Source organism: Emticicia fluvialis (assembly GCF_024793945.1).
Taxonomy (GTDB): Bacteria; Bacteroidota; Bacteroidia; order Cytophagales; family Spirosomataceae; genus Emticicia; species Emticicia fluvialis.
The window spans coordinates 169,014-193,608 of sequence record NZ_JANUSD010000009.1 but is presented as its reverse complement, the minus strand read 5'-3'; the positions used below and the strand labels follow the sequence as shown (position 1 = coordinate 193,608).

The 24,595-nt window shown below is 39.6% G+C and carries 16 protein-coding genes; 3 read left to right on the top strand and 13 right to left on the bottom strand.

Annotated elements, in window-relative coordinates; translation table 11 throughout:
* Positions 1 to 2,067: 2,067 nt before the first annotated feature.
* From NZ848_RS12425 to NZ848_RS12415, 3 genes are all read right to left on the bottom strand, one after another.
* The gene (locus NZ848_RS12425) at positions 2,068 to 2,499 is read right to left on the bottom strand and encodes a helix-turn-helix transcriptional regulator (RefSeq protein WP_259015732.1); all 432 of its coding nucleotides are present in this window, start codon (positions 2,497 to 2,499) and stop codon (positions 2,068 to 2,070) included.
* A gap of 881 nt (positions 2,500 to 3,380) precedes the next feature.
* Positions 3,381 to 4,190 (bottom strand): 2,3,4,5-tetrahydropyridine-2,6-dicarboxylate N-succinyltransferase, encoded by an 810-nt coding sequence (locus NZ848_RS12420; protein WP_259015731.1) that lies wholly within the window; start codon positions 4,188 to 4,190, stop codon positions 3,381 to 3,383.
* 549 nt (positions 4,191 to 4,739) lie between these two features.
* Complete coding sequence (locus NZ848_RS12415) at positions 4,740 to 5,282, bottom strand: metallophosphoesterase family protein (protein ID WP_259015730.1); 543 nt, start codon at positions 5,280 to 5,282, stop codon at positions 4,740 to 4,742.
* Between the two features lie 442 nt (positions 5,283 to 5,724).
* Between NZ848_RS12415 and gap the strand changes: the two genes are divergently transcribed.
* Positions 5,725 to 6,732 (top strand): type I glyceraldehyde-3-phosphate dehydrogenase, encoded by a 1,008-nt coding sequence (gene gap / locus NZ848_RS12410; RefSeq protein ID WP_253522381.1) that lies wholly within the window; start codon positions 5,725 to 5,727, stop codon positions 6,730 to 6,732.
* A gap of 62 nt (positions 6,733 to 6,794) precedes the next feature.
* Here gap and trmB read toward each other — a convergent pair whose 3' ends face one another.
* The 6 genes from trmB to NZ848_RS12380 all read right to left on the bottom strand — a co-directional run bounded on the left by trmB (position 6,795) and on the right by NZ848_RS12380 (position 15,996).
* Positions 6,795 to 7,448 (bottom strand): tRNA (guanosine(46)-N7)-methyltransferase TrmB, encoded by a 654-nt coding sequence (gene trmB / locus NZ848_RS12405; protein ID WP_259015729.1) that lies wholly within the window; start codon positions 7,446 to 7,448, stop codon positions 6,795 to 6,797.
* 192 nt (positions 7,449 to 7,640) lie between these two features.
* Positions 7,641 to 8,957, bottom strand: coding sequence for a bifunctional folylpolyglutamate synthase/dihydrofolate synthase (locus tag NZ848_RS12400; protein ID WP_259015728.1), 1,317 nt, complete (start codon positions 8,955 to 8,957; stop codon positions 7,641 to 7,643).
* Positions 8,958 to 9,037: 80 nt separating this feature from the next.
* Entirely contained in the window at positions 9,038 to 10,036 is a 999-nt protein-coding gene (locus NZ848_RS12395; RefSeq protein ID WP_259015727.1) for a hypothetical protein, read from the bottom strand.
* Positions 10,037 to 10,119: 83 nt separating this feature from the next.
* Positions 10,120 to 11,202 carry an HU domain-containing protein gene (locus NZ848_RS12390; RefSeq protein ID WP_259015726.1) on the bottom strand — a complete coding sequence of 361 codons (1,083 nt, stop codon included), beginning with the start codon at positions 11,200 to 11,202 and terminating at the stop codon, positions 10,120 to 10,122.
* A 40-nt stretch (positions 11,203 to 11,242) separates the two neighbouring features.
* Complete coding sequence (locus NZ848_RS12385; RefSeq protein WP_259015725.1) at positions 11,243 to 12,934, bottom strand: TonB-dependent receptor; 1,692 nt, start codon at positions 12,932 to 12,934, stop codon at positions 11,243 to 11,245.
* Between the two features lie 50 nt (positions 12,935 to 12,984).
* Positions 12,985 to 15,996, bottom strand: coding sequence for a tetratricopeptide repeat protein (locus NZ848_RS12380; RefSeq protein ID WP_259015724.1), 3,012 nt, complete (start codon positions 15,994 to 15,996; stop codon positions 12,985 to 12,987).
* Between the two features lie 269 nt (positions 15,997 to 16,265).
* Between NZ848_RS12380 and NZ848_RS12375 the strand changes: the two genes are divergently transcribed.
* On the top strand, positions 16,266 to 18,074 hold the full coding sequence (locus NZ848_RS12375; RefSeq protein ID WP_259015723.1) for a M61 family metallopeptidase: 1,809 nt from the start codon (positions 16,266 to 16,268) through the stop codon (positions 18,072 to 18,074).
* A 55-nt stretch (positions 18,075 to 18,129) separates the two neighbouring features.
* On the opposite strand, the gene NZ848_RS12370 is transcribed toward NZ848_RS12375, so the two are convergent.
* Positions 18,130 to 18,372: a hypothetical protein gene (locus tag NZ848_RS12370; protein WP_101725974.1), complete on the bottom strand. Its 243-nt coding sequence runs from the start codon at positions 18,370 to 18,372 to the stop codon at positions 18,130 to 18,132.
* A gap of 102 nt (positions 18,373 to 18,474) precedes the next feature.
* Between NZ848_RS12370 and NZ848_RS12365 the strand changes: the two genes are divergently transcribed.
* Positions 18,475 to 19,503, top strand: coding sequence for a tetratricopeptide repeat protein (locus NZ848_RS12365; RefSeq protein ID WP_259015722.1), 1,029 nt, complete (start codon positions 18,475 to 18,477; stop codon positions 19,501 to 19,503).
* Here NZ848_RS12365 and menD read toward each other — a convergent pair.
* The 3 genes from menD to pnp all read right to left on the bottom strand — a co-directional run bounded on the left by menD (position 19,483) and on the right by pnp (position 24,480).
* Positions 19,483 to 21,255, bottom strand: a complete 1,773-nt coding sequence (gene menD / locus NZ848_RS12360) for a 2-succinyl-5-enolpyruvyl-6-hydroxy-3-cyclohexene-1-carboxylic-acid synthase (protein ID WP_259015721.1) — start codon at positions 21,253 to 21,255, stop codon at positions 19,483 to 19,485. The two genes, NZ848_RS12365 and menD, sit on opposite strands and share 21 nt — an antisense overlap.
* Positions 21,256 to 21,269: 14 nt before the next feature.
* The gene (locus NZ848_RS12355) at positions 21,270 to 22,133 is read right to left on the bottom strand and encodes a sigma-70 family RNA polymerase sigma factor (RefSeq protein ID WP_101725972.1); all 864 of its coding nucleotides are present in this window, start codon (positions 22,131 to 22,133) and stop codon (positions 21,270 to 21,272) included.
* Between the two features lie 214 nt (positions 22,134 to 22,347).
* Positions 22,348 to 24,480, bottom strand: coding sequence for a polyribonucleotide nucleotidyltransferase (gene pnp / locus NZ848_RS12350; protein WP_259015720.1), 2,133 nt, complete (start codon positions 24,478 to 24,480; stop codon positions 22,348 to 22,350).
* Positions 24,481 to 24,595 lie beyond the last annotated feature (115 nt).

Genomic DNA, 24,595 nt, shown 5'->3' with positions numbered 1-24,595 from the left:
TAAGAATAATAATGTGTGGCAATATAGAACAAATCAACCGGAGTAACAATACTAAAATAATAACTTTTATTAATAATAACTACTTTACGATAAGTATAGAATGTTTTAAGTAAAATATAAATTATTTAAGTAAAATAAATACTAAATAATTATATATATACATTTAGTTTAGTATTTATAATAGCATATTGTACTAATACAATTAACTAATAATTCTATAATTATATAAAATACAAAAAAAAACATTAGTAAATACAAAATAAAATGTTCAGTAAAAATATAACATTATATACTTATTTATAATAACAAATACTTCTATTAATATTGTTAGATTTAAATAATTATATAAAATTTAAACTTACCTATTTAATTATACTTACTAATATTTAATTAATTTTTTATATTTAAATAAAGTACAATAATTTATAAAAAGTATTAAAAGTTAAAATAGTAATTAATGAATATTTAAAATAATAAGTAGTATTTATATTATTAGTACATGGTAAATTTAAAAAACAGAAAATGCGCCTTTCTGGCGATTTCTGTGTGTTGTTTAGGCATTGATACGTCTGGCGGGTTAAAAGTTTCTTAAATCGGCTATTTGAGGCCTTAAAACAGGTCTACTTTTCTTGGTTTTAACCAGACTCAGGATAGAACCTGAATTTTCAAGTTTCGTACACCGCAAACCGACCAGCAAACCAGAAGTTTTAAAACCTGGCAAGAAATCTTAAAGCGCCTAAATGACCTGGCTCAGGCAATCTGAAAATTGAATTTAACCAGTTGTTCATTTTACTTTTGGACCCCCACACACTCAAGGCTTTAACCAGAACCTTTGGCGATTGAACGAAATCTCAAATTTTTATTACCTGTAAATTAAATGAGCCGACTTTGGCAAAAGGTATTCAGCTTGTTCTTCATCACTAAACAACTCAATTGATTAGCCGGAGATTCTTAACTAATCAGGAATAAGTATACACCTGCACAAAACCTGCCTTACACGCACTTGGACTAATTTAGTTTACCTGCCTTGCTTTGTTAACTTCTAAAAGCCTGGCCGCTCTAAAACAGAGCAGGGTTGCCTCTGTAAGTTCCCTACATTATAGAACTTAAAGGTTGTAATAAATCAGGGCTTATAAATACACTCGTAAAACTTAGCCGTGTCTGAATGAAATGCTACATGTCTTACGCCTTCCTTCATGTTACCTTTAAGCACCTTCGTGGTAAGGCTTGATTTGAAAAAGCCAATTAAATTTTTGCATTTCAAAAACTCAATAAATTCAAGGGCAGAAAGTTCATTGAATACTATAAATAATTTTAAACCATTTATTAAGTATAATATTATTCTATTTTTTTATACTAATGTTATAATAATGTTTTATTAGTTAGTATAATAATTAATAATACTAAAAATACTTTTTATTTATTTTATAACATTTAAAACAATCAAAAAGTATAAAACAATGTATTTAAAATATTTAGTATGTAAAGTTTTAATAATAAATAAAGTATAAACCATGTTTATTGGTTTATAAGTTTTTATTTTAAATAAACATATAATTGTTTTATGTCTATTAAATAATACTGTTTTAATATTTAATATAATACGCTTCAAACTTTAAATAATTAAGAGTAAGTAATTTTAAATTAGAATTTACTTACTGGTTTAATTTAATAATAAGATAAGTAATTATTAATAAAACCATTCTAATTAAATGAACAATACTATTTATTTATAATTAACCTGTAGTATCTTTTTATTTAATTAATCAATTTGAATAGTAAGAAACTTTTTAACTGGTTATTACCAATCATACTATTATCACAGATTAACCTTTTGGTAATATTTTTTATAACTGTACTTTTTTTTACAACTAATCTTTCTGATACATTTAAACAGGCTGATACTTCAGATTCCTTTTCATTTGTACTACCTGTATAAATTTATCTTCCTGACCTTCAGTTGTAGCTGCCTGCAACCAATCTGGCTTTACGTCGTACCTAAGGCGGCTGAGCTTTCAGGCATTTATGATATTCTGTATTCCTTTTACCAATTGGCTCTAAAATTTATCAGGCATTGCTGGCTTCAAAAACCTGAGTATAGCCATCAGTATATACAACAATGATTCTTGCTACGCTTCCGTGACCTAAATTGGGCAAAATAGAGCCGTTGAGATTTGAATACATCGGGGGATTTTCCGTGTTTTTTCTTTCGTTTAAATCTCGCGAACCATTAACTGGCTTTTTTTGCGCTATAACAGCTTGATTATTAAGGCTTTGTGCGGGCTGCTGTCCTTCATTTTCTTCGTCTTCCAGAAACCAGTCAAAACCCAGTTCGGGGTATCTTTTGTATATTTTCTGTACAATTTCAAGGCTGGGCTTATTTCTATCAGATAAAATGTGAGATATGCTGGGTCTGGGTACTCCAATTTCATCAGCAAACTTGGTGGAAGTTAAATCCTTGTCATTGATAAAGCGACGTATCTTTTCGTTTAATTTCATAAACTGTAAATTTATAAATGTAATCTATTATTGTTTAATACATTAAACATATTTATATCTACGAATTAACTATATTAAACTTATTGTGTACAAATATAAATAGTTTACAAATACAAATCAAGCTCTTTTGTAAATAATTAAATGTCTATTGTAAATATGTTCACTATTGGTTTGACGTAGGGCATAAATGCTTGTTTATCAGCACATTAAATAATTTACCATTTATATACGATTAACTATGTATTTAAAGGCAGATAGAAAATATAAATCTTAAGCGGATAAATACACCTGATGGGTGTCACTGATAATAGAAAGACAGAGTAACGAGACGATTTCATCTTACATTTAATATTGTATAGAAATATTGAAAAAAAAATGTAGAATAGTACTTGCGCGTTAAATCTTGTAAACTACCTTTGTAAAAGATTTACGTGCTTTTTAAAATGATCATTGAAGATAAAATTAAGTAAAGGTTTAATTTGTAGGTAGAAATGCCAACAATTTGGGATTCAATCGTCAGAAAGTCCAATCATGCTTTAGATTGGGCTTTTTTTATTGCTCTGTAGTTACTGCTCCTAAACAACCTCTTCTATAAACAAAGGTAATTATTTCTAGTGTATCTCTCTGCCGGGTGTCTAAGCCGGTAATTTAAAATAATCAATTATTATAGCTTACCTGGGTGCCTTTATAGCATAATTGTTGTAAATACCTGTCCATATAGACTAATTGCTAGTAAATTACATTAAAAATAAGTCATTTATTTATGTAATTTTCATTTGTAACGTATATGTATTGTAAATTGCACTATTAATGCTTGTAAACAATAAAGGGCTGACAGAATAACTGCCAGCCCTTTATTGTTATAACTTTAATTTATGTTTCTAAACTGACACATTATTTTCTCTTAAGGCATCATTCAATGATGTTTTAAGATCAGTACTTGTTTTTCTTTGGCCAATAATTAAAGCGCAAGGTACGCCAAAATCGCCGGCCGGGTACTTTTTAGGCAACATACCTGGTATAACAACCGAGTTGTCTGGCACGTATCCAACGTATTCTTTGCCCGTATTTACGTCTATAATCTTAGAACTGCTGGTTATGGTAACACCTGCCCCTAAAACGGCTCTTTTGCCGATTCTGGCGCCTTCTACAACTATACAGCGTGACCCGACAAAGGCGCCGTCTTCAATGATTACCGGCGATGCCTGAGCAGGTTCAAGCACCCCTCCGATACCCACACCACCGCTCAGATGTACATCTTTTCCTATCTGGGCGCAGCTTCCAACAGTAGCCCAGGTGTCTACCATTGTGCCTGAATCTACATAAGCGCCAATGTTTACATAAGACGGCATCAGGATAACACCTTTAGCCAGATATGAGCCATAACGGGCCACAGCAGGAGGCACAACGCGCACGCCAATCTGGTCATATCCGGTTTTTAGTTTCATTTTATCGTGGTATTCAAATATGCCCACTTCCTGAATACTCATTTGCTGAAGCGGGAAATATAGAATAATTGCTTTCTTTATCCAGTCGTGGGTTGTCCAGCTGCCATCTTCATTGGGGCTGGCAACACGAATAATTCCATCATTAACTTCACTTATAATTGTTTCAATTGCACTCTTGGTGGCCGGGTCGTTTAACAGGCTTCTATCGTCCCACGCAGCTTCAATAATTGTTTTTAATGACATTGAGATTGGTGATTTAAAACATTAATTAATAATATGTAATCGTCTGATAATGTGCTTGTTACTAAATAATTTTAAGGATATTTTAAGTTGTTTTTTGGCCGTTCCTATTTGCTGCAAATTTAGGGCTATATTATTAGATAAACAACATCTCCCCTGTTTTAAGTCATTCTACCTTACGCACGCAGCATTATAAAATGTAGAGTATCCGGCAGATAAACTGACAAAAATAGTGAAGTCTTTAGCAAAATAAAGACTAAATAATTTAGACTTAGTATTACCAATTTAGTATTGATTAGCTAACGTGATTAGTTGTCGTGTGTTTGCTAATTAGTAAGTTTGCAATTAGATTACTAATTTTCGTTAACTACCTATTATTTAAGTCAATAAGCAAAGAAATGTAAAAATGCTACTAAATAAATGAAAGGATGCTGTGATGGAAGAGATTGAGCTGAAGATGTTGCGAGTTACGGGTAACGAAGGAGGATTCAAATTTTATGGTGTTACCCGCTCGGCTCTTTTAATTAAATTAGTTTTAGAAGGCTTAGTATTTTAGTAGACTTTAGTTTTTTGTTCACTAGCCTTTTGGTTCATGTAGGTTTTTATCTCATTAAATTCAACCGGATAATAATCATATCCGTTAATGCCTACATCCATTGTCAGATTCTCATGGTCATAAGGCAGCCTATGATGCGTATGCCCAAAAAGATGCCAGCTGCCGTGGTGTTTTCTGTCCCATTCTCTCAAACAGAAATGATTCAGAACAATCCATTGGGTGTCTATTTTAATAGTTTTTTGTTCACCCAGATACTCGCCCCATCTTTCATACAGCTTGATGGTATCGTAATAGTCATGATTCCCCTTAATAAAGAACTTCTTACCATTTAGGCGCTTTAAAAGTTGTTCGATACGGTATTTGTCTTTCGAGAATGCAAAATCTCCTAAAAAATAGAAGTGGTCTTCTTTGCTTACCTGGCTGTTATGCCTTTTAATAATGGCCTCGTTCATCTGATCTATTGTTGCGAACGGCCTGTTGTCATACCTCAGAATATTTTGGTGGTCAAAATGATAATCTGAGCTAAAAAAATGTTTCATTGTGGTTTTTAAAGTAAAAAAATATATAATGTTTAAATGGTTTCATATCATTAACTGGCTGATTAAAAATGAGTTTTACTGAACTAAATACAGCTGTAATTAATTGTATCTATAGCGATTAAAGTTTTTAAACCTTGTTTGGGTTTAATACTTAAATGCCCGTTTTACCTAATATACGAAATTTTTCTCAATTTTAAAAATGAAAGTTTTGCTTTTATGCCGTTAAAATTGGGGCTTACGTATAGATGAATGATAAATTGTATAATACTTTTATGGTAAGTGAAGCTATTTTGGCCTGGGGTTTACCTGTTGGCGTTCGCATTTATGGAAGCTTTCATTGAATATTACCAATATTTAATCCTTAAAATAAGCTCTCTTTTCGTGAATAGAAAAAATCTTCTTAACTTGCAAAATCGTACCACTTAAACCAATATATTTTAAAATGTCTAAAATTAAAGTAGCTATTAATGGATTTGGCCGAATTGGTAGACTTGCCTATCGCCAGATTTACAACATGGAAGGAATTGATGTAGTTGCGATTAACGATTTAACGAGTCCTTCGGTACTAGCTCATTTACTAAAATATGATAGTGCCCAGGGTCGATTTGATGCCGAAGTAAAGTCTACTGACAATAGCGTAATAGTAAATGGTGAAGAAATTAAAATCTATGCGCAAAGAAATCCGGCTGAGATTCCTTGGGGTACTCATGAAGTAGATGTTGTACTTGAATGTACAGGATTCTTTACTGATAAAGATAAAGCCGCTGCTCACTTAACTGCCGGCGCTAAAAGAGTAATTATCAGCGCACCTGCAACCGGTGACCTTAAGACGATTGTGTACAACGTAAACCACAACATTCTTGACGGTAGCGAAACCATCATCAGTTGTGCAAGTTGTACTACCAACTGTCTGGCTCCGATGGCAAAAGCCCTTAACGATAACTTCGGTATTGTGCTTGGAAGCATGACAACCGTTCACGCCTACACTAACGACCAAAATACACTAGATGCGCCGCATCCGAAAGGCGATCTACGCAGAGCAAGAGCTGCCGCAGCTAACATTGTACCTAACAGTACTGGTGCTGCCAAAGCAATTGGCCTTGTATTGCCTGAGTTGAAAGGTAAACTGGATGGTGGTGCGCAACGTGTACCAACTATTACTGGTAGCTTAACAGAGTTGACTGTTGTTCTTGAAAAAACTGTTACATTGCAAGAGGTTAACGCCGCAATGAAAGCAGCAAGCAATGAAAGCTTTGGCTATAATGAAGATGAAATTGTAAGTAGCGATATCATTGGTATTACTTACGGAAGTTTGTTTGATGCCACGCAAACCAAAGTTGTTACCGTTGGTGATAAACAACTGGTAAAAACTGTTAGCTGGTATGATAACGAAATGAGCTACGTTAGCCAATTGGTTAGAACCGTAAAATACTTTGCAACACTTATCTAGTAGGTAGATATAGTTTGCTTAAAACAAAGGCCTGTTCATTTCATTGAGCAGGCCTTTTGTTTTTATGGCCTGGCGGCCAGGTAATTGATTTTAAAGCCTTTCTCTACAAATAGCTTTTCGTAATGCGTTACGATGTCGTAGTGTTCTGCCAGCAGGTCTGATTCATATAAATCGGTGGTCTGGCGAAGGATAGTGAAGCCGGCTTCAGGAATAGTGCCCAGTGAGTATTCAAACAAACCGCTGTTATCTGTCTTGAAAAAGAAGTTACCGTCAGGCTTCAGTATCTTTTTATAGAGTGCCAGAAATGCCGGATTCGTTAATCGCTTCTTTTCTTCTTTGTCGCGGGGCTGTGGGTCCGGGTGTATCAACCAAATTTCGTCAACCTCGTTTTCTTCAAAAAATTCTTCCAGAAAATTGATAGGTGTACGCAAAAAAGCAACATTACTCAGGTTATTTTCAATGGCTCGCTTGCTTCCACGGGCAATTCTGTCGCCCTTTATATCAATTCCGATAAAGTTTTTATCCGGAAACTGTCTGGCCAGCCCAATAGAATATTCACCTTTGCCGCAGGCCAGTTCAAGCACAATGGGGTTATTGTTTTTGAAATATATCTCTCTCCAGCGGCCTTTAATGGTTGTGTAAAGCTCTTTGCCTCTCTCAATTACATTTTCTGCCTGGGCATTATGTATAAACCTCGGTAATTTTTGTCTTGCCACTCTCCTATTTATTTTATTGATACTTTATAAAAGTATTGTTAATATTATTAATGATTATGAAATCTTGTTTAAATACTTTAAATGTTGTGTTTTCAGGCGTTTTTGGGGTACCTAGCCTATTTAAAGCGCTAAATACTTTTTATAAAAAACAATACAGTTTATGTTTTTAAAAAATATAAAAAGTATTGAAAGTTATAGCTCGTTTAACTCTGCAACTACAAATGTGCTGCCACCAATATAGATAAAGTCGTTGTTTTGGGCAGCGTCTCTGGCTGTTTTAAGTGCTGCATTAACATCTGGAATAACCTGGCCGATTAAACCTGACGACTGTGCGGTTTCTGCCAAATTATGTGCATCTAAAGCCCTGGGCGAATCGGCCTGACAAAAATAATAGATCGCATCTACGGGAAACAAAGCCAGTATGTCTGCCACATTTTTATCCTTTACAAAGCCTAACACAAAGTGTTTCCGGCCGCTTACAAGCCCGGTTGCAAACAACTTCTCTATCTGCCGTAGAATGATTTTAAGGCCATGTTCATTATGACCGGTGTCACAAACGGTCAGTGGTTGGCTGTTCAATACCTGCCAGCGACCTTTCAGGCCGGTAAGTGTTACTACTTCTGCTATACCGGCGGCAATGGCTTTATTACTGATAACGAAGCCTTTTGTTTGCAGCATCTCAATTGCTTTAAAAACACCTGTAAGGTTTTTTAATTGATAGTTGCCTATCAATTGAGATTCCAAACGCTCAAAAACTATCTGTCTGTTTTTATCTCTTACGTCTGTTAGTAGCTTCAAGCTATCCTGGCCTGTCTTTGATTCCTCAACCGTAAAAAAGTCTTCTGCAAAGTAAATGGGGGCTCCGGCCTGCGCAGCCTTTGAGATAAACACCGCTTCGGTTTGTTCATGTCTTTCCGATATCACAACAGGCACACCCGGCTTTATTATTCCGGCTTTTTCGGTGGCAATTTTGGGAAGCGTGTCTCCGAGAATATCCATGTGGTCGAAACCGATATTGGTTATTATACACAGTTCCGGATGAATGACATTGGTGGAGTCAAGCCTGCCACCCAAGCCTACTTCAATAACGGCTATGTCAACTTTTTCGCGGGCAAAAAAATCAAAAGCCAGCGCTACGCTCAGTTCAAAGAACGACGGCCTCAGTTGCTCAATGAAAGCCTGATGGGTTTCTATAAATGAAATTACATTCGCTTTTTGAATAGATTTACCATTTATTCTGAATCTTTCGGTGTAATCTTTTAAATGTGGCGATGTATAAAGCCCTGTTTTATAACCCGCACATTGCAGAACAGAAGCCATGTAATGCGACGTACTGCCTTTACCGTTAGTACCTGCTATATGGATGCTCCTGAATTGCTGCTGAGGATTACCCAGATATTCACACAATGCGATAATATTATCCAGATTGGGCTTAAATGCCTTCGCTCCTTCGCGGTGAAAGACCGGCAGCATGGCATACAGGTAATGGATGGTTTCTTCGTAGTTCATCGACAATAAAAAAAGGTGATTGTAAAATCACCTTTTAAAGATTTTTGCAAAATTAATAAAGATTCGGCAATTATTATGTGTTAGTTGCCCGACCTGATATTAATGGTGATAGTACCGGTAGCTCTGGGAGGCGCTGTGCCTTCTGGTGTAAGAAATGAACCCAGGTTTTTCTGAATGTAATTCTTATAGAAATTCTGCACCGAAGGGCTAACGGTAGATTCGTTTACTTTAATGGCCACTACATCTCCGGTGTCGTCTACAGTTACGCTGAAAACAATTCTTCCGGTTTCGCTTGACCCATCATTAGGCAAAGACAATTTCTTTTTATTCCAGCCACTTAAACCACCAATTGAAGCCCCTGAGCCACCTTTGCCGGGGTTACCATAAAGGCTTTTGCCTTCCAGGGTTCCTCTGGGGTCTCCTTTGTCTCCTACTTCGCCGGGCTTGCCATCACCGTTGTTATTGCCGCCTATGCCGTCGCGTGTGCCAATAGTACCATTAGAGTTAGAACTGGCTCCGTTGGCTCCTGCAGTGCCTTTAGAACCCTTTTTAAACAGCGAGCCATTATCTACCGTTCTTTTAGGTATTTCAGGCTGCACAGGCTCTGGTTTGGGGGCTACGGTTTTGGTTTCAACAGGGCTTGGTTTTACTATCGGTTTTACCTCTGTTTTTTTTACGGGTTTATCGCTTGTTTTGGCGGTAACCGGGCTTTCTTCATCGGCCGTTACAACGGGTCTGGCCGGAGTTTCTTTTACTACCACTTTGGCTGGTTTTTCAACTACCGGTGGCGGGCTTACTACGGGTTTTACTTTTACAGGCTTAGACTCCTCTTCATTGGCTGCCGGTTTAACGTCATAGTCATTGGGCGACTCATTAGCCTTATTGGTAGTTTGCAGGTCTCCGGTGCCCACCAGGTCAATACCATAATTGAGTTCTACACCTTCGGGTTCTTCGGGTGGTGTGTAAATAAGCTTCAGAAAAAACAAAAGCGTCAGGAAAGCACCATAAATAATTATGCTGATCACAAATGCCTGCGATTGCGTCTTTTTGTTGTCTTCTTTGAGTGATGTGGTTTGCATCAATAATATTGGTTAATTATGAACAATCAGCTACAAAAAAACCTGTAAGTATGGCTTACAGGTTATAAATATATAGAAAACCCTTATTTACTTTTAGTAATAGCCGGTTTTTCTCCAATCAGTTTCTGATGTTTATCTGCTATGGCATTGGCTTCTTCCATCGAGTCTGCTTCGGCAGCTACCACTTTCATCAGCCCGTTGGTTTCTATTACTCTTGGCGAAAAGCCGTTTTTAAGTAAACTGGCGCTGAGTCTTTTTACGTTTTCTTTATTTTTAAATATCCCTGAAACAATCAGATAACGCTTTTCAATACTATTTATTGCAGGTGTTTCTACAACTGTTTTAGAAACCTCAATGGGTTTTTCAACAGGTTTGGTTTCAATAGGTACATTTTTTAATGGCGCTTCAATTGCCTTGGTTTCAGTAGCGCCCCAGGTACTATCTGCCTCTGGTTTAATTACCTGCTGTGCAATTGAATCTTTCTCTGCAATAGCATCCGGCTGTTTTACTACAACCGTCTTTTTTGGTAGATAATCTAAAGGATTAAAACTGCTTCTGGCCGGAGCTTCTGTTTTTTCTGTTCTTGATAACAAAACAAAGAAAAGGCCCGTAGAAACCAGGAGTACCGGCACTGTATATAAAACGTATTTCCATTTAAATGTGCCGTCTGTACTGGTGTACGATTCTTTTTCCATTACCAGTTCATCGTCTACATCAAATGTCTGGCTCATGGTATAGCTGGGCTTATCTACTGTACGAGGGAAAATGCTATCGAACCCAAAGCTTTCACTAAAAAAGTTATGACGGCGGTCAGGGTCGAAAACCAGATTGTTTTCTTCATTTAACGAGAAATTGCCAATTCTTTCGAAATGAAATGCCCTTTGGCTTGCAAGAGAACCTTTAATTTCAGATACGAAATTCTGGATGGTTCTTTTGGCTTCATCTATGGTTACGCTTTCTCTTCTTGATATATAGGTGGCCAATAGCCCGTCGTCGTGCTTCAAAATTTCATTGAACGCAATTTTTTTCTGCGGTGGCATAAGCGAACCGCTGATATCATTCAAACTGGAAGGCATGTAGTTGGCAATAAATGCTCCGAAGTTCGGAACCGCCACATAATCATGCTCAAAAAGCAGCGTTCTGATGTATTCTGCAACAGGTTTCATAAGGCTTAACTTGTATTTGGGGGCTATCTTTTATGCTAAATTAAAATGAAAAGTTGACTCCCACAAGAAAATTTAAACCCTGTTGCGGATAATATAAGAATCGTTCGTACTTTCTCCCTAACAGGTTATTTAGTTTAACAAAGGCTGTAAATTGTTTGCTGAACAGGTAGTCAAACTCAGTATTCACATCAACTATTTCTTGGTTGGTAACAATGGCATCGGTGGTTGGGTTTTTGGCAAATGTTTTTCCGAAATAGTATAAATCAAGATTGGCCAGAAACTTGTCTGTAACAAAAAAACTATTGCCCCATTTGGTTATAATAGCCGGGCGATGGAAAGGTTTTTCGTACGCTTTGGTTTCATAGTTATTATAATCAACTTTCAGATTGGTACGCCATACTTCTGCCAGCTGGTAGTTTAGCTGTAACGTTACATTGTAGTAACGGGTGCTTTCGGTTTCGTAAAGTATGTTAAACTTGGCGGTGTCGCCCAGGGCATCGCCAAAATCAGGCGAGTAATTATTGAAGAAATAAAGATTTTTGTAATTTCCGGTGGCGGCTCTCAGGTTATAACTTAAGCCTTTACTCAAATCGCCTTTTGTACCAATGTAAATTTCTTTGTTTTTTTCGGTATTCAATAACGACACCCGCGATTTTAAATAAGGATTCTCGTTCAGCATTGACCCAAGGGTGTTTCTGATAATGTCTCCATCAAGCCCTGCATAGAAGAAAAGCATGCCCTTGTGTTTGTAGATAAGCTCTACCATTGGGAAACCCATTGTGCGGTTAATTTTCTTTACTTCGTCAAACTCATTCACCGCTTTAAAGCCTATATTGGCTCCGAAATTGCGGAAATTAAGTTTAAAAGTGGGTGTAACTCTAAACAAATTTCTTTTGTCAACCACATCGTCGGTTCTTTGGGTAACATAAGCCTCTGCATCAACACCGGCAACAAATTTTTCAGTAATAATCGGGAAATACGCCCTGAAGCTAGACCCCCAGTCGGTTTCCTGAGCCTCATAAATATTCTTTAACGAACGGATGTAGGTTTTAATGCCGTAGTCAACTCTTGCGTTCGGAGCGGTGTTTTCAAAGCCGACATTAAACTGAACCGTATTTAATACCTGCCGGATATCCTTGCGGTCAAGGTCTTCGCGCGGGCGTTGGTAGCCGTAAAAATAGTATTGGTCGCGGTTGTAGTTCAATCCGGCATTCAACTGAAACTTCTCTGCCAGATACTTACCCGTTATTTCGGCTTTACTATACATGTTAGATGAGTTTTTATCATCAACCGGCCCGCGCGCGGTAGAGTTATGATAAGCATGCACACCAATAATGAGGTTGTTCTCCTGATTAGAATTTAGAAATACTTCGCCCAGCAAACGGCCGTAATTACCCGCCCCCAGGGTTGCGTAGTTATTGTAAGTTTCAAGCTCTTCATTGTTTTTGGTACCTTCTGGCGCCACAACGTTGGGGTTAAACTTTACTTCTTCTACACCTTTGGGTTTACGGTCGAAGAACGTGTAACGCATGGTTTTTTCTTCTGATGTAGGTTTAAGCGCAGGTATTTTCTCAAAAACACGGTTGGCAGGTGGTAGTTCTACCTTCCGGTCTTTGGTAATCACCACGTCGTCGTCAAGCTGTGCCAGAGCAGGCATGGCTACCAGACCCAGCGAGGTAATTAGTAACAGGTTATAAATACTTTTAATATGCGTTTGTATCTTGAATTTCATAGAGAAATACTTTAAAATGTTTGAAAAATAATCAGGCAATTGCCTGTGTTTTACTCTTTATTTTCAATTTCTTTCAGTCTTTTTTTAGCTAGTGCAACCGTTTCTGTGGTTTCAGAGTTTTCGATAATCGATTTCAACGTTGCTTTGGCCATAAAGTAATCGTTCATAGCAATATAGTTGTCTGTAATCAGGAAGAACCCTTTTTCATACCAAACCAGAAAATCCGAGAAGTCCTGGGCAAGTTCCTGTATTGTTTTAATTGACTCTTTGTATTTTTTAGAACGATACTGCATTTCTCCAATCAGATACAGGGCTTCTGCCCCGTTAACGTCTTTAGCCAGCGCTATGGTTTTTCTAAACTCTTCTTCTGCTCTGGTTAAATCATTTTTACCCATGTAAGCTTTGCCTATATACAGTTGCGCTTTATTAGAAGCCCCCATTACAATGTTACCGCCGTTGTTGATAATCTCGCGGGCAAAGTAAATAGTAGAGTCTTGTTTACCACTCAGGTTGTAGGCTTCTGCCAGGCCCTGCCAGGCTGTTACTATATCGCGTTTGTTGGAAGATGACAAAATAACAGCACGGTAACCCGTTATGGCATTTTTATAGTTTTTGGCTGCCGACTCAATGCTGGCTACCCGCAATGCCGATTTGGTTACATAACTGGTGCGGTTATCGCTTATTACCTGATTATAGTATTTCAGTGCATTGGATTTATCGTTCTGCATGTAGTAGGCATCAGCCAGATAGTATTTGGCTTCAAAGGCATTGGTACTGCCCGGATAACCGGCAATGAATTTTTGAAGTGCCGACACCGCACTTGCATATTTTTCATTCAGGTACAGATTCTTGGCAGTTTCATATTCAAGACTCTCAACAGAGCCACTACCGGGGTTACCCTTCTTGTATTCTTCAACCACTGCCGAAAACTCTTCAGACCTGCCCAAAGTATTCAGGGTTTCTTGCAGACCCAGAAGTGCGTTTTCTGCCACATCTGTTTTTCCGTAGCGCATTACAATTACCTTGTAATCGTTTAGCGCAGCTTCATAGTTTTTAAGGTTACCATAGGCCAATGCACGTTTCATAAGTGCCTGCGGTATTAAATTGCTCTTCGGGCGCTCGCGCACCATGCGGCTCAAGAGGTTTACTGCATTCTGGTAGTTGCCTTTGTCAAGCTCAAGCGTGGCATTCTGAAACCAGGCATCGTCAACCAGTCTTGAATTAGGATACTGTGCCGATACACGGTCAAAGAGTTGAAGCGCTTCCTGATTTCTGCCTACAAAGGTTAGCGTAAGCGCTTTTTGGTACAGGGCATAGTCTTTCTCGGTGCGATTATCTCTTATCGCCAGGTCATAATACTTAATGGCTTCATCGTAGTTTTTATCTGCCAGGTTGCAATCGCCTATTCTTACAATGGCATCTTCATAATTCTGGCGGTTTGCCTCTGTTTTTGGGGCTTTCAGGTAGTCTTTAAAGTAGTTGCCTGCCTGTTTGTATTCTTTATTGTTGTAGTGCAGGTATCCAAGGGCATATTTGCTTTTCTGTTTCAGTTCGGTACTGAAGTTGCCGTTTAGCACATCCCGGTACAAACCAGCCGTTTCAGGTAATTTGGCAGCATAGGCCGCCTCAGCTTTCCAGAACGTGGCATTTTGCCTTAATTCATTGTTAACCGGTTGTTTAAGCGACTTTTCAAAAAACTCAATGGCTTTGGTAAATCTTTCGGCGTTAAAGTCAAGCACTCCCTGCCCGTAAGCCAGGCGTTGGTATGCCTCATTTAGCTTTGGGGTGCGTTTTTTCAAACCTTCAATATAAGCAATGGCCTGTATGTAATTATTGGCTTCAAACATTACCTCGCTCATCAATTCGCTGGCCTCATCTTCATACTTGCCGGTGGGGTAAACTTTCAGGTAGTTTTGCAGTTCGGTAAGGCCTTGTTGGCTGTTACCCATATCAATGGCCACTTTTGCATAGTTAAAAAGTGCCTCTTCCTGGATAATTTTATCAAAATTACTGCTTTTGGCTCTTTCAAAAGCTGCCAGGGCGCTGTTCAGGTCGTTTACCTTTAATGATGAAATACCGAGGTAATAGGCAGCCTGCTGGCCCAGTTCGTTATTCTGGGTAGCAATTTTCTTGAAGTTTTCTATGGCCTTAGCATAGTTTTCGGTTTTGTAGAGGCTGTAAGCGTGCCTGAATGCCACCTGATTGGATACCGAGCCTTTTCTGAATGTTTTGTAACGCTCATAATATCTGGCTGCTTTGATAAAATCATCTCTGAAATAGCAAACCTCTGCCGTTACCAGACACATATCGTCTATTTTGCGGCCATTGGGTTTTTCAATAATGGGCTCTGTGTAGGCCAGTAGCTGGTCGTATTTTTTAGAAACATATAAAATATTGGCTATCCAGTTGGGCACTTCTGTTTTATAGGGCGCTATGTTTTCAACCTGTTTCAGGTCTGCCAGGGCAGCTTCATAATTTTCGTTTTTGTAATTAATTACGCCGGCATAATAGTAAGCATGCGCCGAGAACTCAGAGTCTACTGTCTTAACCTCATTGAATACAGGAAGCGCTTTGGCGAAGTCGTTAGTGAGGTAATAAGATACAGCCAGCTTATACTTTAGCTCAATGTTCTGTTCTGATGCCGGGTTTTCAGCCGATGCTTTCTCAAAATAATGAATAGCCCGCTTGTAGTCGCCTTCGGCATAGAAATAATTGCCCAGGTCGCCAAAAATAATTTTGGCTTTGGGGTGGTCTGAATGGTTAATCACAAAACGCTCGATTTCAATATCGGCATCCGGATTTTTAGTATAAAGGCCCGACAACGCCGCATAATACTCGGCATTGGTAAGGTTAAACTCATTGGCATTCAGGGTCTTTTGGGTTGCTTGAATGTAATGCCTGAATTCTTCACGTGCCGGAGCATATACTTTTTTCTGAAAAAGTTCTACACCCTTATGGTAATAAGATTCCGGGTCGGTGTAGGCCATTGTGTTTTGGGCGAAAGACTCAATGCCCATGTTTAGTAAGCAGGAGACGGTGCTAAAGAATAACGTCTTTTTCATAGGGTCTGAAATTCCCCAACCCCCGGGGGAATATTTTTAAGAGTCAATATTTGGGGTCAGTAATACCGATAGCAAAAGTGCTCAGATCAATTATGACCAAAGGTAGCTATTGAAAGTAAAAATTAACAATCTGAAAGATAAAAGTTTAATCCAAAGAGAATGTCATTTTTTGTGAAAGAAGAAAAATAGAAGTAATTTCAAGCAAAAAACGTATGTCAGAAAAAAAAATTGTTTTCTTACATCAACAAATCAAATAACCCATTGACAAAATGAAAAAAAAATCATTTCTTCTCATTTTAATCTTCGCTTTATTATCTTTTTCTTATCTCAATGCGCAAACCACCCACATCAACTACTCACTTTCGATGAGCCGCCCGTCGACTCACTATTTTGAGGTAAGTATGAAGCTGGCCAACATCAGGAAAATAAAAGAACTTGCCCAAAAAGCTTATGTTGATTTTAAAATGCCTGTCTGGACTCCCGGCTCTTACCTGATGCGTGAGTACGCCAAAAATGTGGAAGTCTTTGAAGCAATAGCCGACGCCAGAAAAGTAAAGGCCGAAAAAATTAATAAAAATACGTGGCGCGTTTATTCCAATGGCGCTAACGAAGTGACGGTGAACTATAAAGTTTATGCTTTTGAGCTAAGCGTGCGCACCAGTTTTCTCGACGACACCCATGGTTATCTGAACGGCGCCAGTGTATTTATGTATGTGCCGCAGCTGAAAAAATATCCTTCTACAATTGCCATTAAGCCTTATACCGGCTGGAACTCCATCTCAACAGGCCTAAAGAAGGTAAGTGGTGCTGAAAACACGTTCTTTGCCCCCGACTTTGATATGGTGGTTGACAGCCCCATTGAAATTGGAACACACAAGGTGCTGACTTTCGAGATTCAGAACATTCCGCATTCAGTTGCCATGTATAGCAACGGCCCGCTGCAATATGACGAGCAGAAAGTAACAGAGGCGTACAAGAAAGTAACCGAAGCAGCGGCCACAGTTGTAGGTTTGCACCCCTGCAAAGATTACACCTTTATTATTCATCACCTGCCGGGTATTGGTGGCGGGCTTGAACACCTCAACTCTACTACCTGTCAGACATCACCAAATGCTTACGCCAGCGAGGCAGGCTTTAAAGGTTTTATGGGCCTGATAGCCCATGAGTATTTTCACTTGTGGAATGTAAAGCGTATCAGACCAATTGCCCTTGGGCCATTTGATTATGACAACGAGAACTATACGCACATGCTTTGGGTAGCAGAGGGATTCACGTCATTTTATCAGAACCACATTTTGCTAAGAGCGGGCCTTATTACCCCAAAAGAATTTGAAGATAGAACAGCATCTTCTATTGCAGGTATTGAAAACCAACCCGGCCAGCAGGTACAGTCAGTAGCTGAAGCAAGCTGGGACGCCTGGATTAAGTATTATCGCCCCAACGAAAACTCTGCCAACAGCACTATCTCTTATTACAATAAAGGTGGCGTTTTAGGTGGATTGATTAACTTATACATTATTGGTGAAACAAAAGGCCAGAAAAGCCTGGATGATGTGTTTAAATTGCTTTGGAGCGAGTATTACATCAAACAGGGCCGTGGTTATAAAGATGAAGAGTTTCAGGCGGCTTGCGAGAAAGTGGCAGGCAAAAGCATGCAAGCGTTCTTTCAGAAATATGTATGGAGCACCGATGCCATTGATTATGACGCTTTCTTTAAATACGTTGGCCTGAAAACCGTAAAGGAATATGACACCAAAACGCCGTTTCTTGGCGTAACCATGGCACCTAACACTAATAAAATTGCCACGGTTTTGAAAGGTGCCTCTGCTTACGATGGAGGTTTAAACGTAAATGATGAGATTCTGGAAGTTGATGGTAACAAGTATCCGGTTGGCAATTATATTACTGATAAAAAAGTTGGAGACGTGGTGAAAGTGAAAGTAAAACGCTTTGGCCGGGAATTTACTTATGACGTAACCCTGATGGCGAATCCGGCAGCTAAATTTAAACTTGAAAAAGTAGCCAACCCAACGCCTGAACAAGATATGCTATATAAAAAGTGGCTTTGGATAAAATAATAAAGTAAAAGTTTATTATAGGGTTCAAATCGGCTGATTTGAACCCTATCTTTTTTTAATCAACCGAGTCCAGTATCAACTCAAAGTCTTCAGACATATCTTTGAAACGCTTCACTACCTTTTCCATAAACGAGTCGCCCAGCATTTCTTCAATTTCGTCTTCACCAGATATGTCATATTCGCTCACTTTATAAGTCTGTTCATACATACCTGCTTCAAACTTAATAATAAACTTGTTGTTCCAGGCATATAGTGATGCCTTGCAGTAATTATTCGGAATTTCTTTTATAAATTTCATTGTTGTCTATGAAGTTTCAATTTTGAGGCACAATTTTACGCAAGTTTTGCCTGTTGTAAAAGCAATTGGGTAAAAAACAATATTACTTATTATTATTTTAATATGAATTACACTTTCAATACTTTTATAAAGTTATTTACTTTCTGTACTGTTGCTCTTTTGGTTGCTTGCTCAAGAAACGAAAAAGATGCTGAGTTATTCTTTATTCAGGGCAATGCAGCCTATAAAAAGGCAGAATATAAAAAGGCAATTGATTTTTTTAGTGAGGCCATAGAGAAAACCCCCACCTTTGCCGATGCCTATAATAACAGAGGAACGGCTAAGTTAGCTATTGGCAATCTGGGCGGAGCCATTGCTGATTTTGAAAAGGCAGTATCGCTAGATTCTGATTTCATGCTGGCTAAATACAATCTGGCTGAGGCATTATCGAACAGCGACGGCTTGGATGCATCTATATCCTTACTAAAATCTATTGAGAGGTATTATAAGGATTCATCTTTCTACTATGTTACACTGAGCAATGCGCTGATACAAAAAAGCAATTTCCCGCAGGCTACACAGGCTTTACAGAAAGCTTTACAACTGCAACCTGAAAATGATATGGCATTAACTAACCTGGGTGTTATCAATTATCAGGAGAAGAACTTTAGCCAGGCCAGACAGAATTTTGAAAAAGCCATTGCCATTAACCCGAAACAGGATTTCGCACTAAATAACCTGAGCCTGATTTATGCCAATGAAGGCAACTTCACCAAGGCTATTGAACTGGTTGATAAAGCCATTGCCATCAACAAAAGTGTATTGTATAAAAATAATAAAGGATATTACCTGTTGAATACCGGAAAACTGCCTGAAGGCAAACAACTGATTGAATCGGCATTGGAAGTCAATAATGCCTGGGCTATTAGAAACATGGGTGTTTATGAGTTGCTGAGTAAAAATTATAGCAAAGCCCTGGCCAATTTTGAAAAGGCCGAGAGGCTCGACCCGGGTGTTGAATTGATAAATTACTATTTAGGTGAAGCCTCATTGCTGAACGGCAACAAAGCCAAAGCATGTCAATACTGGCAAACTGGTGCAAAGTTGAACGAGAGTAAATCTGAGCAGCGCTTAAGAGAAGTCTGCAAATAGATTTTTATAATCTCTGAATACCTGTGTACTCACTTCTCCATCCACAAATATTTCCAGCAGTTTGGGTTTTTGGGCTTCTGCATAGAAATCGGGCAATAATGCTTTCAGCTCTTGTTCTTGGGTGGCTGCCATATAAGTTATTCCGGCATCGGCACAGGTTCTTTTGGCATTCAGGTTCTGGTGTGTTACAAAGTAGTCTTTCAGTTCTGCCTGTCTGTTAGGGCCGTCAATGATTCTGAAAATATTACCGCCCTGGTTATTTACCAGCACCACACGCAGGTTGGCAGGCAGGTAGTTGTTCCAGAAAGCGTTTCGGTCATAAAAGAAAGAAACGTCTCCAATCAGACAAACCACCAGCTTATCTGTCGCCAAAGCATTGCCAACCGCCGAACTCAATATGCCATCTATACCACTGGTGCCTCTGTTGGCAAAAACCAATGTATGTGTGTTGTATGGCAAGCCGATAAGATTGGCGTATCTCACAGGCATGCTGTTTCCTAAATGAAATACCGAATGCTCAGGAAGCTGCTCAATGGTTGTTTTTAAAGCCTTAAACTCAGAGAAAGTAGTATCAGCCAGGAATTTACCCAGCTTCACTCCTGCTAGCTGATCAGCTGCCTGCCAGCGTGCCAGATACGAACTGTCGTCGTCGTCGTCACCCTCTTTGAATTTCTGAATGTCAAGGTCGCTGAAGAGCGTTTCAAAGAAATACTGCTCCTGCACTTCCAGTTTATGGGTAAGTGTCTGGAACGGGTCAATCAAATCCGGGTTCTCCTGCACATGAAAATGAAAACGTGGCTGGTATTTACGTATAAAGAGCTTGAGATTCTTTGAAATAACCGATTTACCGCAGGTAATGAGTAAATCCGGAGCCAATGACTCAAGAAATGCCTCATTTTTAGATGACAGAAACACATCATGCGCAGTAATGGCCCCTTCAAAACCGGCGTTTGAAATAACATCGCTCAAAACCGGGATACCAAACTCATCAGAAATATTTTTAAGTATCTCGCCTAACTTTTCGTTCTGTTGCTGCCCAACAATAATCAGTTTTCTGCCTGATTGATTCCAGATATCGTAAAACGTTTCAAAAAAACTATTGGAAAGCTTTTTTGTGGCAGCAATCTGTTCAATGATCCGGACATGGCGGTTGAATTGCACCACCTCGCCCTCAGCAGGATAAAAGGGCTCTCTGATAGGCACATTGATATGCACAGGGCCTTTGGGCTGAGCCTGAGAAAGGTTAATGGCTTCGTTTACTACTCTTTCTATGTGCCAAACGGCATCAGGGTGGCTGTAGTCTGATGGAAGCTGAAAACTCTTCTTTACGTGTTTACCAAAAATGTTTTCCTGATAGATGGTCTGTCCGTCATACTGATGAATCCACTCTGCCGGGCGGTCTGCCGTTAAAACCAGTAGCGGAATCTCCTGAAAATAGGCTTCGGCCACAGCCGGGGCCAGATTATAAGCTGCCGTGCCAGACGTACAAACCAACGAAACGGTTTCGCCTGTACTTTGGGCAATGCCAAGACCGATAAAGCCGGCCGACCGTTCATCGCTGATGCTATACGTCTTTATGGCAGGGTGCCGCGCCATAGATATTGTTAGCGCTGCACTTCGCGAACCCGGGCAAAGAATAGCCGTTTTTACGTTTTTTCTTGCACAGATTTCGGCAATATTATGGATTGGTTGCAGAATAGCCATCATTTTATACAAAAAAAGGCACGAGAATCGTACCTTTCTGATATTCAAAAAATAGGTAATTTTTAGCCTAAGTAAGCCTTAAGGGCTTTGCTTCTTGAGGTTTGACGTAAACGGCGGATGGCTTTTTCTTTAATCTGACGTACGCGTTCGCGTGTCAGGTTAAATTTCTCGCCAATCTCTTCCAACGTCATGGCCTGCTCACCGTTTAACCCAAAATAATAGGTTATTACCTCGGCTTCACGTTGTGTAAGGGTAGAAAGCGCTCTCATTACCTCGCGGCGCAGCGAGTCGTTAATCAGACCCTGGTCTGGTTTTTCTTCGCTGTCGTTTTCCAGTACGTCTAACAGGCTGTTTTCTTCACCCTGAACAAACGGTGCATCTACCGATACGTGGCGACCTGAAATTTTAAGTGTATCAATAACCTCGGCAGCTGTAATTTCAAGTACCTCGGCCAATTCTTCCGGAGAAGGCTCTCTTTCAAACTTTTGCTCAAGATCTGAGAAAGTTTTAGAGATTTTATTCAATGAACCCACACGGTTGAGTGGCAAACGAACAATACGCGATTGCTCGGCCAATGCCTGCAGGATAGACTGACGAATCCACCATACTGCATAAGAAATGAACTTGAAACCGCGGGTTTCGTCAAATCTTTGTGCAGCTTTTATAAGCCCAAGGTTACCCTCATTGATTAAGTCACCCAACGAAAGCCCCTGATTCTGATATTGCTTGGCAACAGAAACCACGAAACGAAGGTTAGCTTTAGTTAAGCGCTCCAGTGAAAGTTGGTCTCCGTCACGGATTTTTTGAGCAAGTATTACTTCCTCATCAGGAGTCAGCAAATCTACCTTACCAATTTCTTGTAGATATTTATCGAGAGATTGGCTCTCACGATTGGTAATTTGCTTACTAATTTTTAGCTGGCGCATATTAAGTCAGTGAACAGTTTTATGAAGTGTTTTTAAGAGTACTGAATACTAACAGATAATAATCAATGGGTCTCCCAAAACTAATTTCTTTATTAACGTTAATTTTTAATCGTATGCTTATAATAATGAACAATTAATTTGTAGTATCAGTTCGCTTTATTTAAAGCCGCCTGAACGCCATCAATTGTCCATTATTTAAATAATAATCGGCTGATTATTGTTTAGGTGCCGGTTTCGGAAGAAGCACTTTTCTTGAAAGTCTGAATTTACCCGTTTTAGGGTCTACTTCAAGTAATTTTACCTGCAATTCCTCTCCTATTTCTAAAACGCCGTCCATGCTTGGCAGGCGCTCCCACGATATCTCCGAAATGTGCAATAAGCCTTCTTTACCTGGTAAGAACTCAACAAATGCACCAAATGGCTGAATCGACTTCACTTTGGCGTCATATACTGCTCCTACTTCCGGTTGAGCCACAATACCGTTTACACGTCTTTTGGCTTTTTCCATGCTTTCGCCGTTCGAAGAGAAAATAGAAACATAACCTTTTCCGTCTTTTTCTTCAATGGTGATTGTTGCACCCGATTCTCTCTGTATCTCCTGCACAATTTTACCACCTGGCCCAATAACCGCACCGATAAATTCTTTGTCGATAACGATGGTGAAGGCACGTGGTGCATGAGGTTTCAGGTCTGGTCTTGGCGCTTCAATGGCTTCTTTCATTTTACCAAGAATATGAATACGGCCTTGTTTGGCTTGCATCAATGCCTGTTCCAGCACTTCAAAAGACAAACCACCGATTTTGATATCCATCTGGCAGGCAGTGATACCATCTTCAGTACCGGTAACTTTAAAGTCCATATCGCCCAGGTGGTCTTCATCACCCAGAATGTCAGACAATACAGCCCATTTTCCGGTTTCGTTATTGGTAATTAAACCCATGGCAATACCCGATATAGGAGCTTTGATGGGCACACCGGCATCCATCAGCGCCAGACAGCCCGCACAAACAGTAGCCATTGACGACGAACCGTTTGATTCAAGGATATCTGATACTACACGAATGGTATATGGGTTTTCTGATTCAGGGGGAAGGATTTTCTTTAACGAGCGCATGGCCAGATTTCCATGACCGATTTCGCGGCGTCCGGGTCCTCTGTTGGGTTTTACCTCTCCGGTTGAGAAACCCGGGAAGTTGTAGTGCAGGAAGAATTTGCTGTAGCCGGAGGTCATAACCTGGTCTACAATCATTTCATCCAGTTTGGTACCAAGTGTAGCGGTAGTTAAAGATTGGGTTTCGCCACGTGTAAACAAGGCTGCACCATGTGCCGATGGCAGGTAGTCTACTTCACACAATATCGGTCGGATTTCGTCAAGCTGACGGCCATCCAGCCTTTTGCGTTCGTCTAATACCAGATTCCTTGAGGCATAATATTGAATATCGCCGTAATAGGTCTTGGCGAGTGATTTCTTTTCTGCCAGTTCTTCTTCAGATAACGTAGCCAGAAACTCATCCAGAATGGCTCCGAACTTCTCTTTTCTTACGTCTTTCTGGTTGCTGCCCAATTGGCACACGGCATATACTTTATCATATAATTCTTTGTACATGCGGTCTTTCAACTCGGTATCATGTACTTCATGATTATATTCTCTTTTTACTGTTTTGCCTACTTCTGCTTCAAACTCTTTCAAGGCTGTTACCTGCACTTTAATGGCAGCGTGCGCTTCGCGAATGGCTTCAATCATTTCTTCTTCGGTACACTGGTCTGCTTCGCCTTCCACCATAATGATGTTGTCATGTGTACCGGCTACTATTAAATCAACAGAAGCCTTTGCAATTTCGTTAGATGTAGGGTTGATTACGTACTGGCCGTCAACTTTGGCAACGCGTACTTCAGAGATGGGGCCGTTAAACGGTAAATCAGATACGGCAATGGCTGCTGCGGCTGCCAGGGCTGCCAGCGCATCTGGTTGCACCTGAGGGTCGGCAGAAATCAGGATTACATTTACCTGCACTTCGGCGTGGTAGTCTTCAGGGAAGATAGGGCGCAAAGCGCGGTCAATTAAACGGCTGATAAGAATTTCGTTATCAGATAAACGACCTTCTCGGCGTTGGAAACTTCCGGGTATTTTACCGGCTGAACCGAATTTCTCCTGGTAGTCAACAGACAGCGGTAAGAAATCGGTACCTTCTTTGTGTTCTTTGGCACCTACTACTGTGGCCAGCAACATGGCGTTGCCTGATCTTACTACAACTGAACCGTCTGCTTGTCTTGCTAGTTTTCCTGTTTCAAGGCTAATCACTTTGCCATCAGGCATTTCGATGGTCTTTGAGTGAATGTTAAACATTATCTTTTTGATGGTATTAAACCACGTTTCCGCTTTCGACGTGGCAATTTTCTATCCGAATTCCGCGGGGATATTTCAACGACCCTGCCACCTTACGGCAAAGCCCTGAATAGAT

Coding starts and splice junctions, on each gene's coding strand:
- NZ848_RS12370 (WP_101725974.1), bottom strand. CDS start 18,372: ATGAAATTTATAAAAGAAATTCCGAATAATTACTGCAAGGCATCACTA.
- NZ848_RS12415 (WP_259015730.1), bottom strand. CDS start 5,282: ATGAAACATTTTTTTAGCTCAGATTATCATTTTGACCACCAAAATATT.
- NZ848_RS12395 (WP_259015727.1), bottom strand. CDS start 10,036: ATGCAAACCACATCACTCAAAGAAGACAACAAAAAGACGCAATCGCAG.
- NZ848_RS12390 (WP_259015726.1), bottom strand. CDS start 11,202: ATGAAACCTGTTGCAGAATACATCAGAACGCTGCTTTTTGAGCATGAT.
- NZ848_RS12375 (WP_259015723.1), top strand. CDS start 16,266: ATGAAAAAAAAATCATTTCTTCTCATTTTAATCTTCGCTTTATTATCT.
- NZ848_RS12400 (WP_259015728.1), bottom strand. CDS start 8,957: ATGAACTACGAAGAAACCATCCATTACCTGTATGCCATGCTGCCGGTC.
- NZ848_RS12380 (WP_259015724.1), bottom strand. CDS start 15,996: ATGAAAAAGACGTTATTCTTTAGCACCGTCTCCTGCTTACTAAACATG.
- pnp (WP_259015720.1), bottom strand. CDS start 24,480: ATGTTTAACATTCACTCAAAGACCATCGAAATGCCTGATGGCAAAGTG.
- NZ848_RS12355 (WP_101725972.1), bottom strand. CDS start 22,133: ATGCGCCAGCTAAAAATTAGTAAGCAAATTACCAATCGTGAGAGCCAA.
- NZ848_RS12385 (WP_259015725.1), bottom strand. CDS start 12,934: ATGAAATTCAAGATACAAACGCATATTAAAAGTATTTATAACCTGTTA.
- gap (WP_253522381.1), top strand. CDS start 5,725: ATGTCTAAAATTAAAGTAGCTATTAATGGATTTGGCCGAATTGGTAGA.
- NZ848_RS12425 (WP_259015732.1), bottom strand. CDS start 2,499: ATGAAATTAAACGAAAAGATACGTCGCTTTATCAATGACAAGGATTTA.
- NZ848_RS12420 (WP_259015731.1), bottom strand. CDS start 4,190: ATGTCATTAAAAACAATTATTGAAGCTGCGTGGGACGATAGAAGCCTG.
- NZ848_RS12365 (WP_259015722.1), top strand. CDS start 18,475: ATGAATTACACTTTCAATACTTTTATAAAGTTATTTACTTTCTGTACT.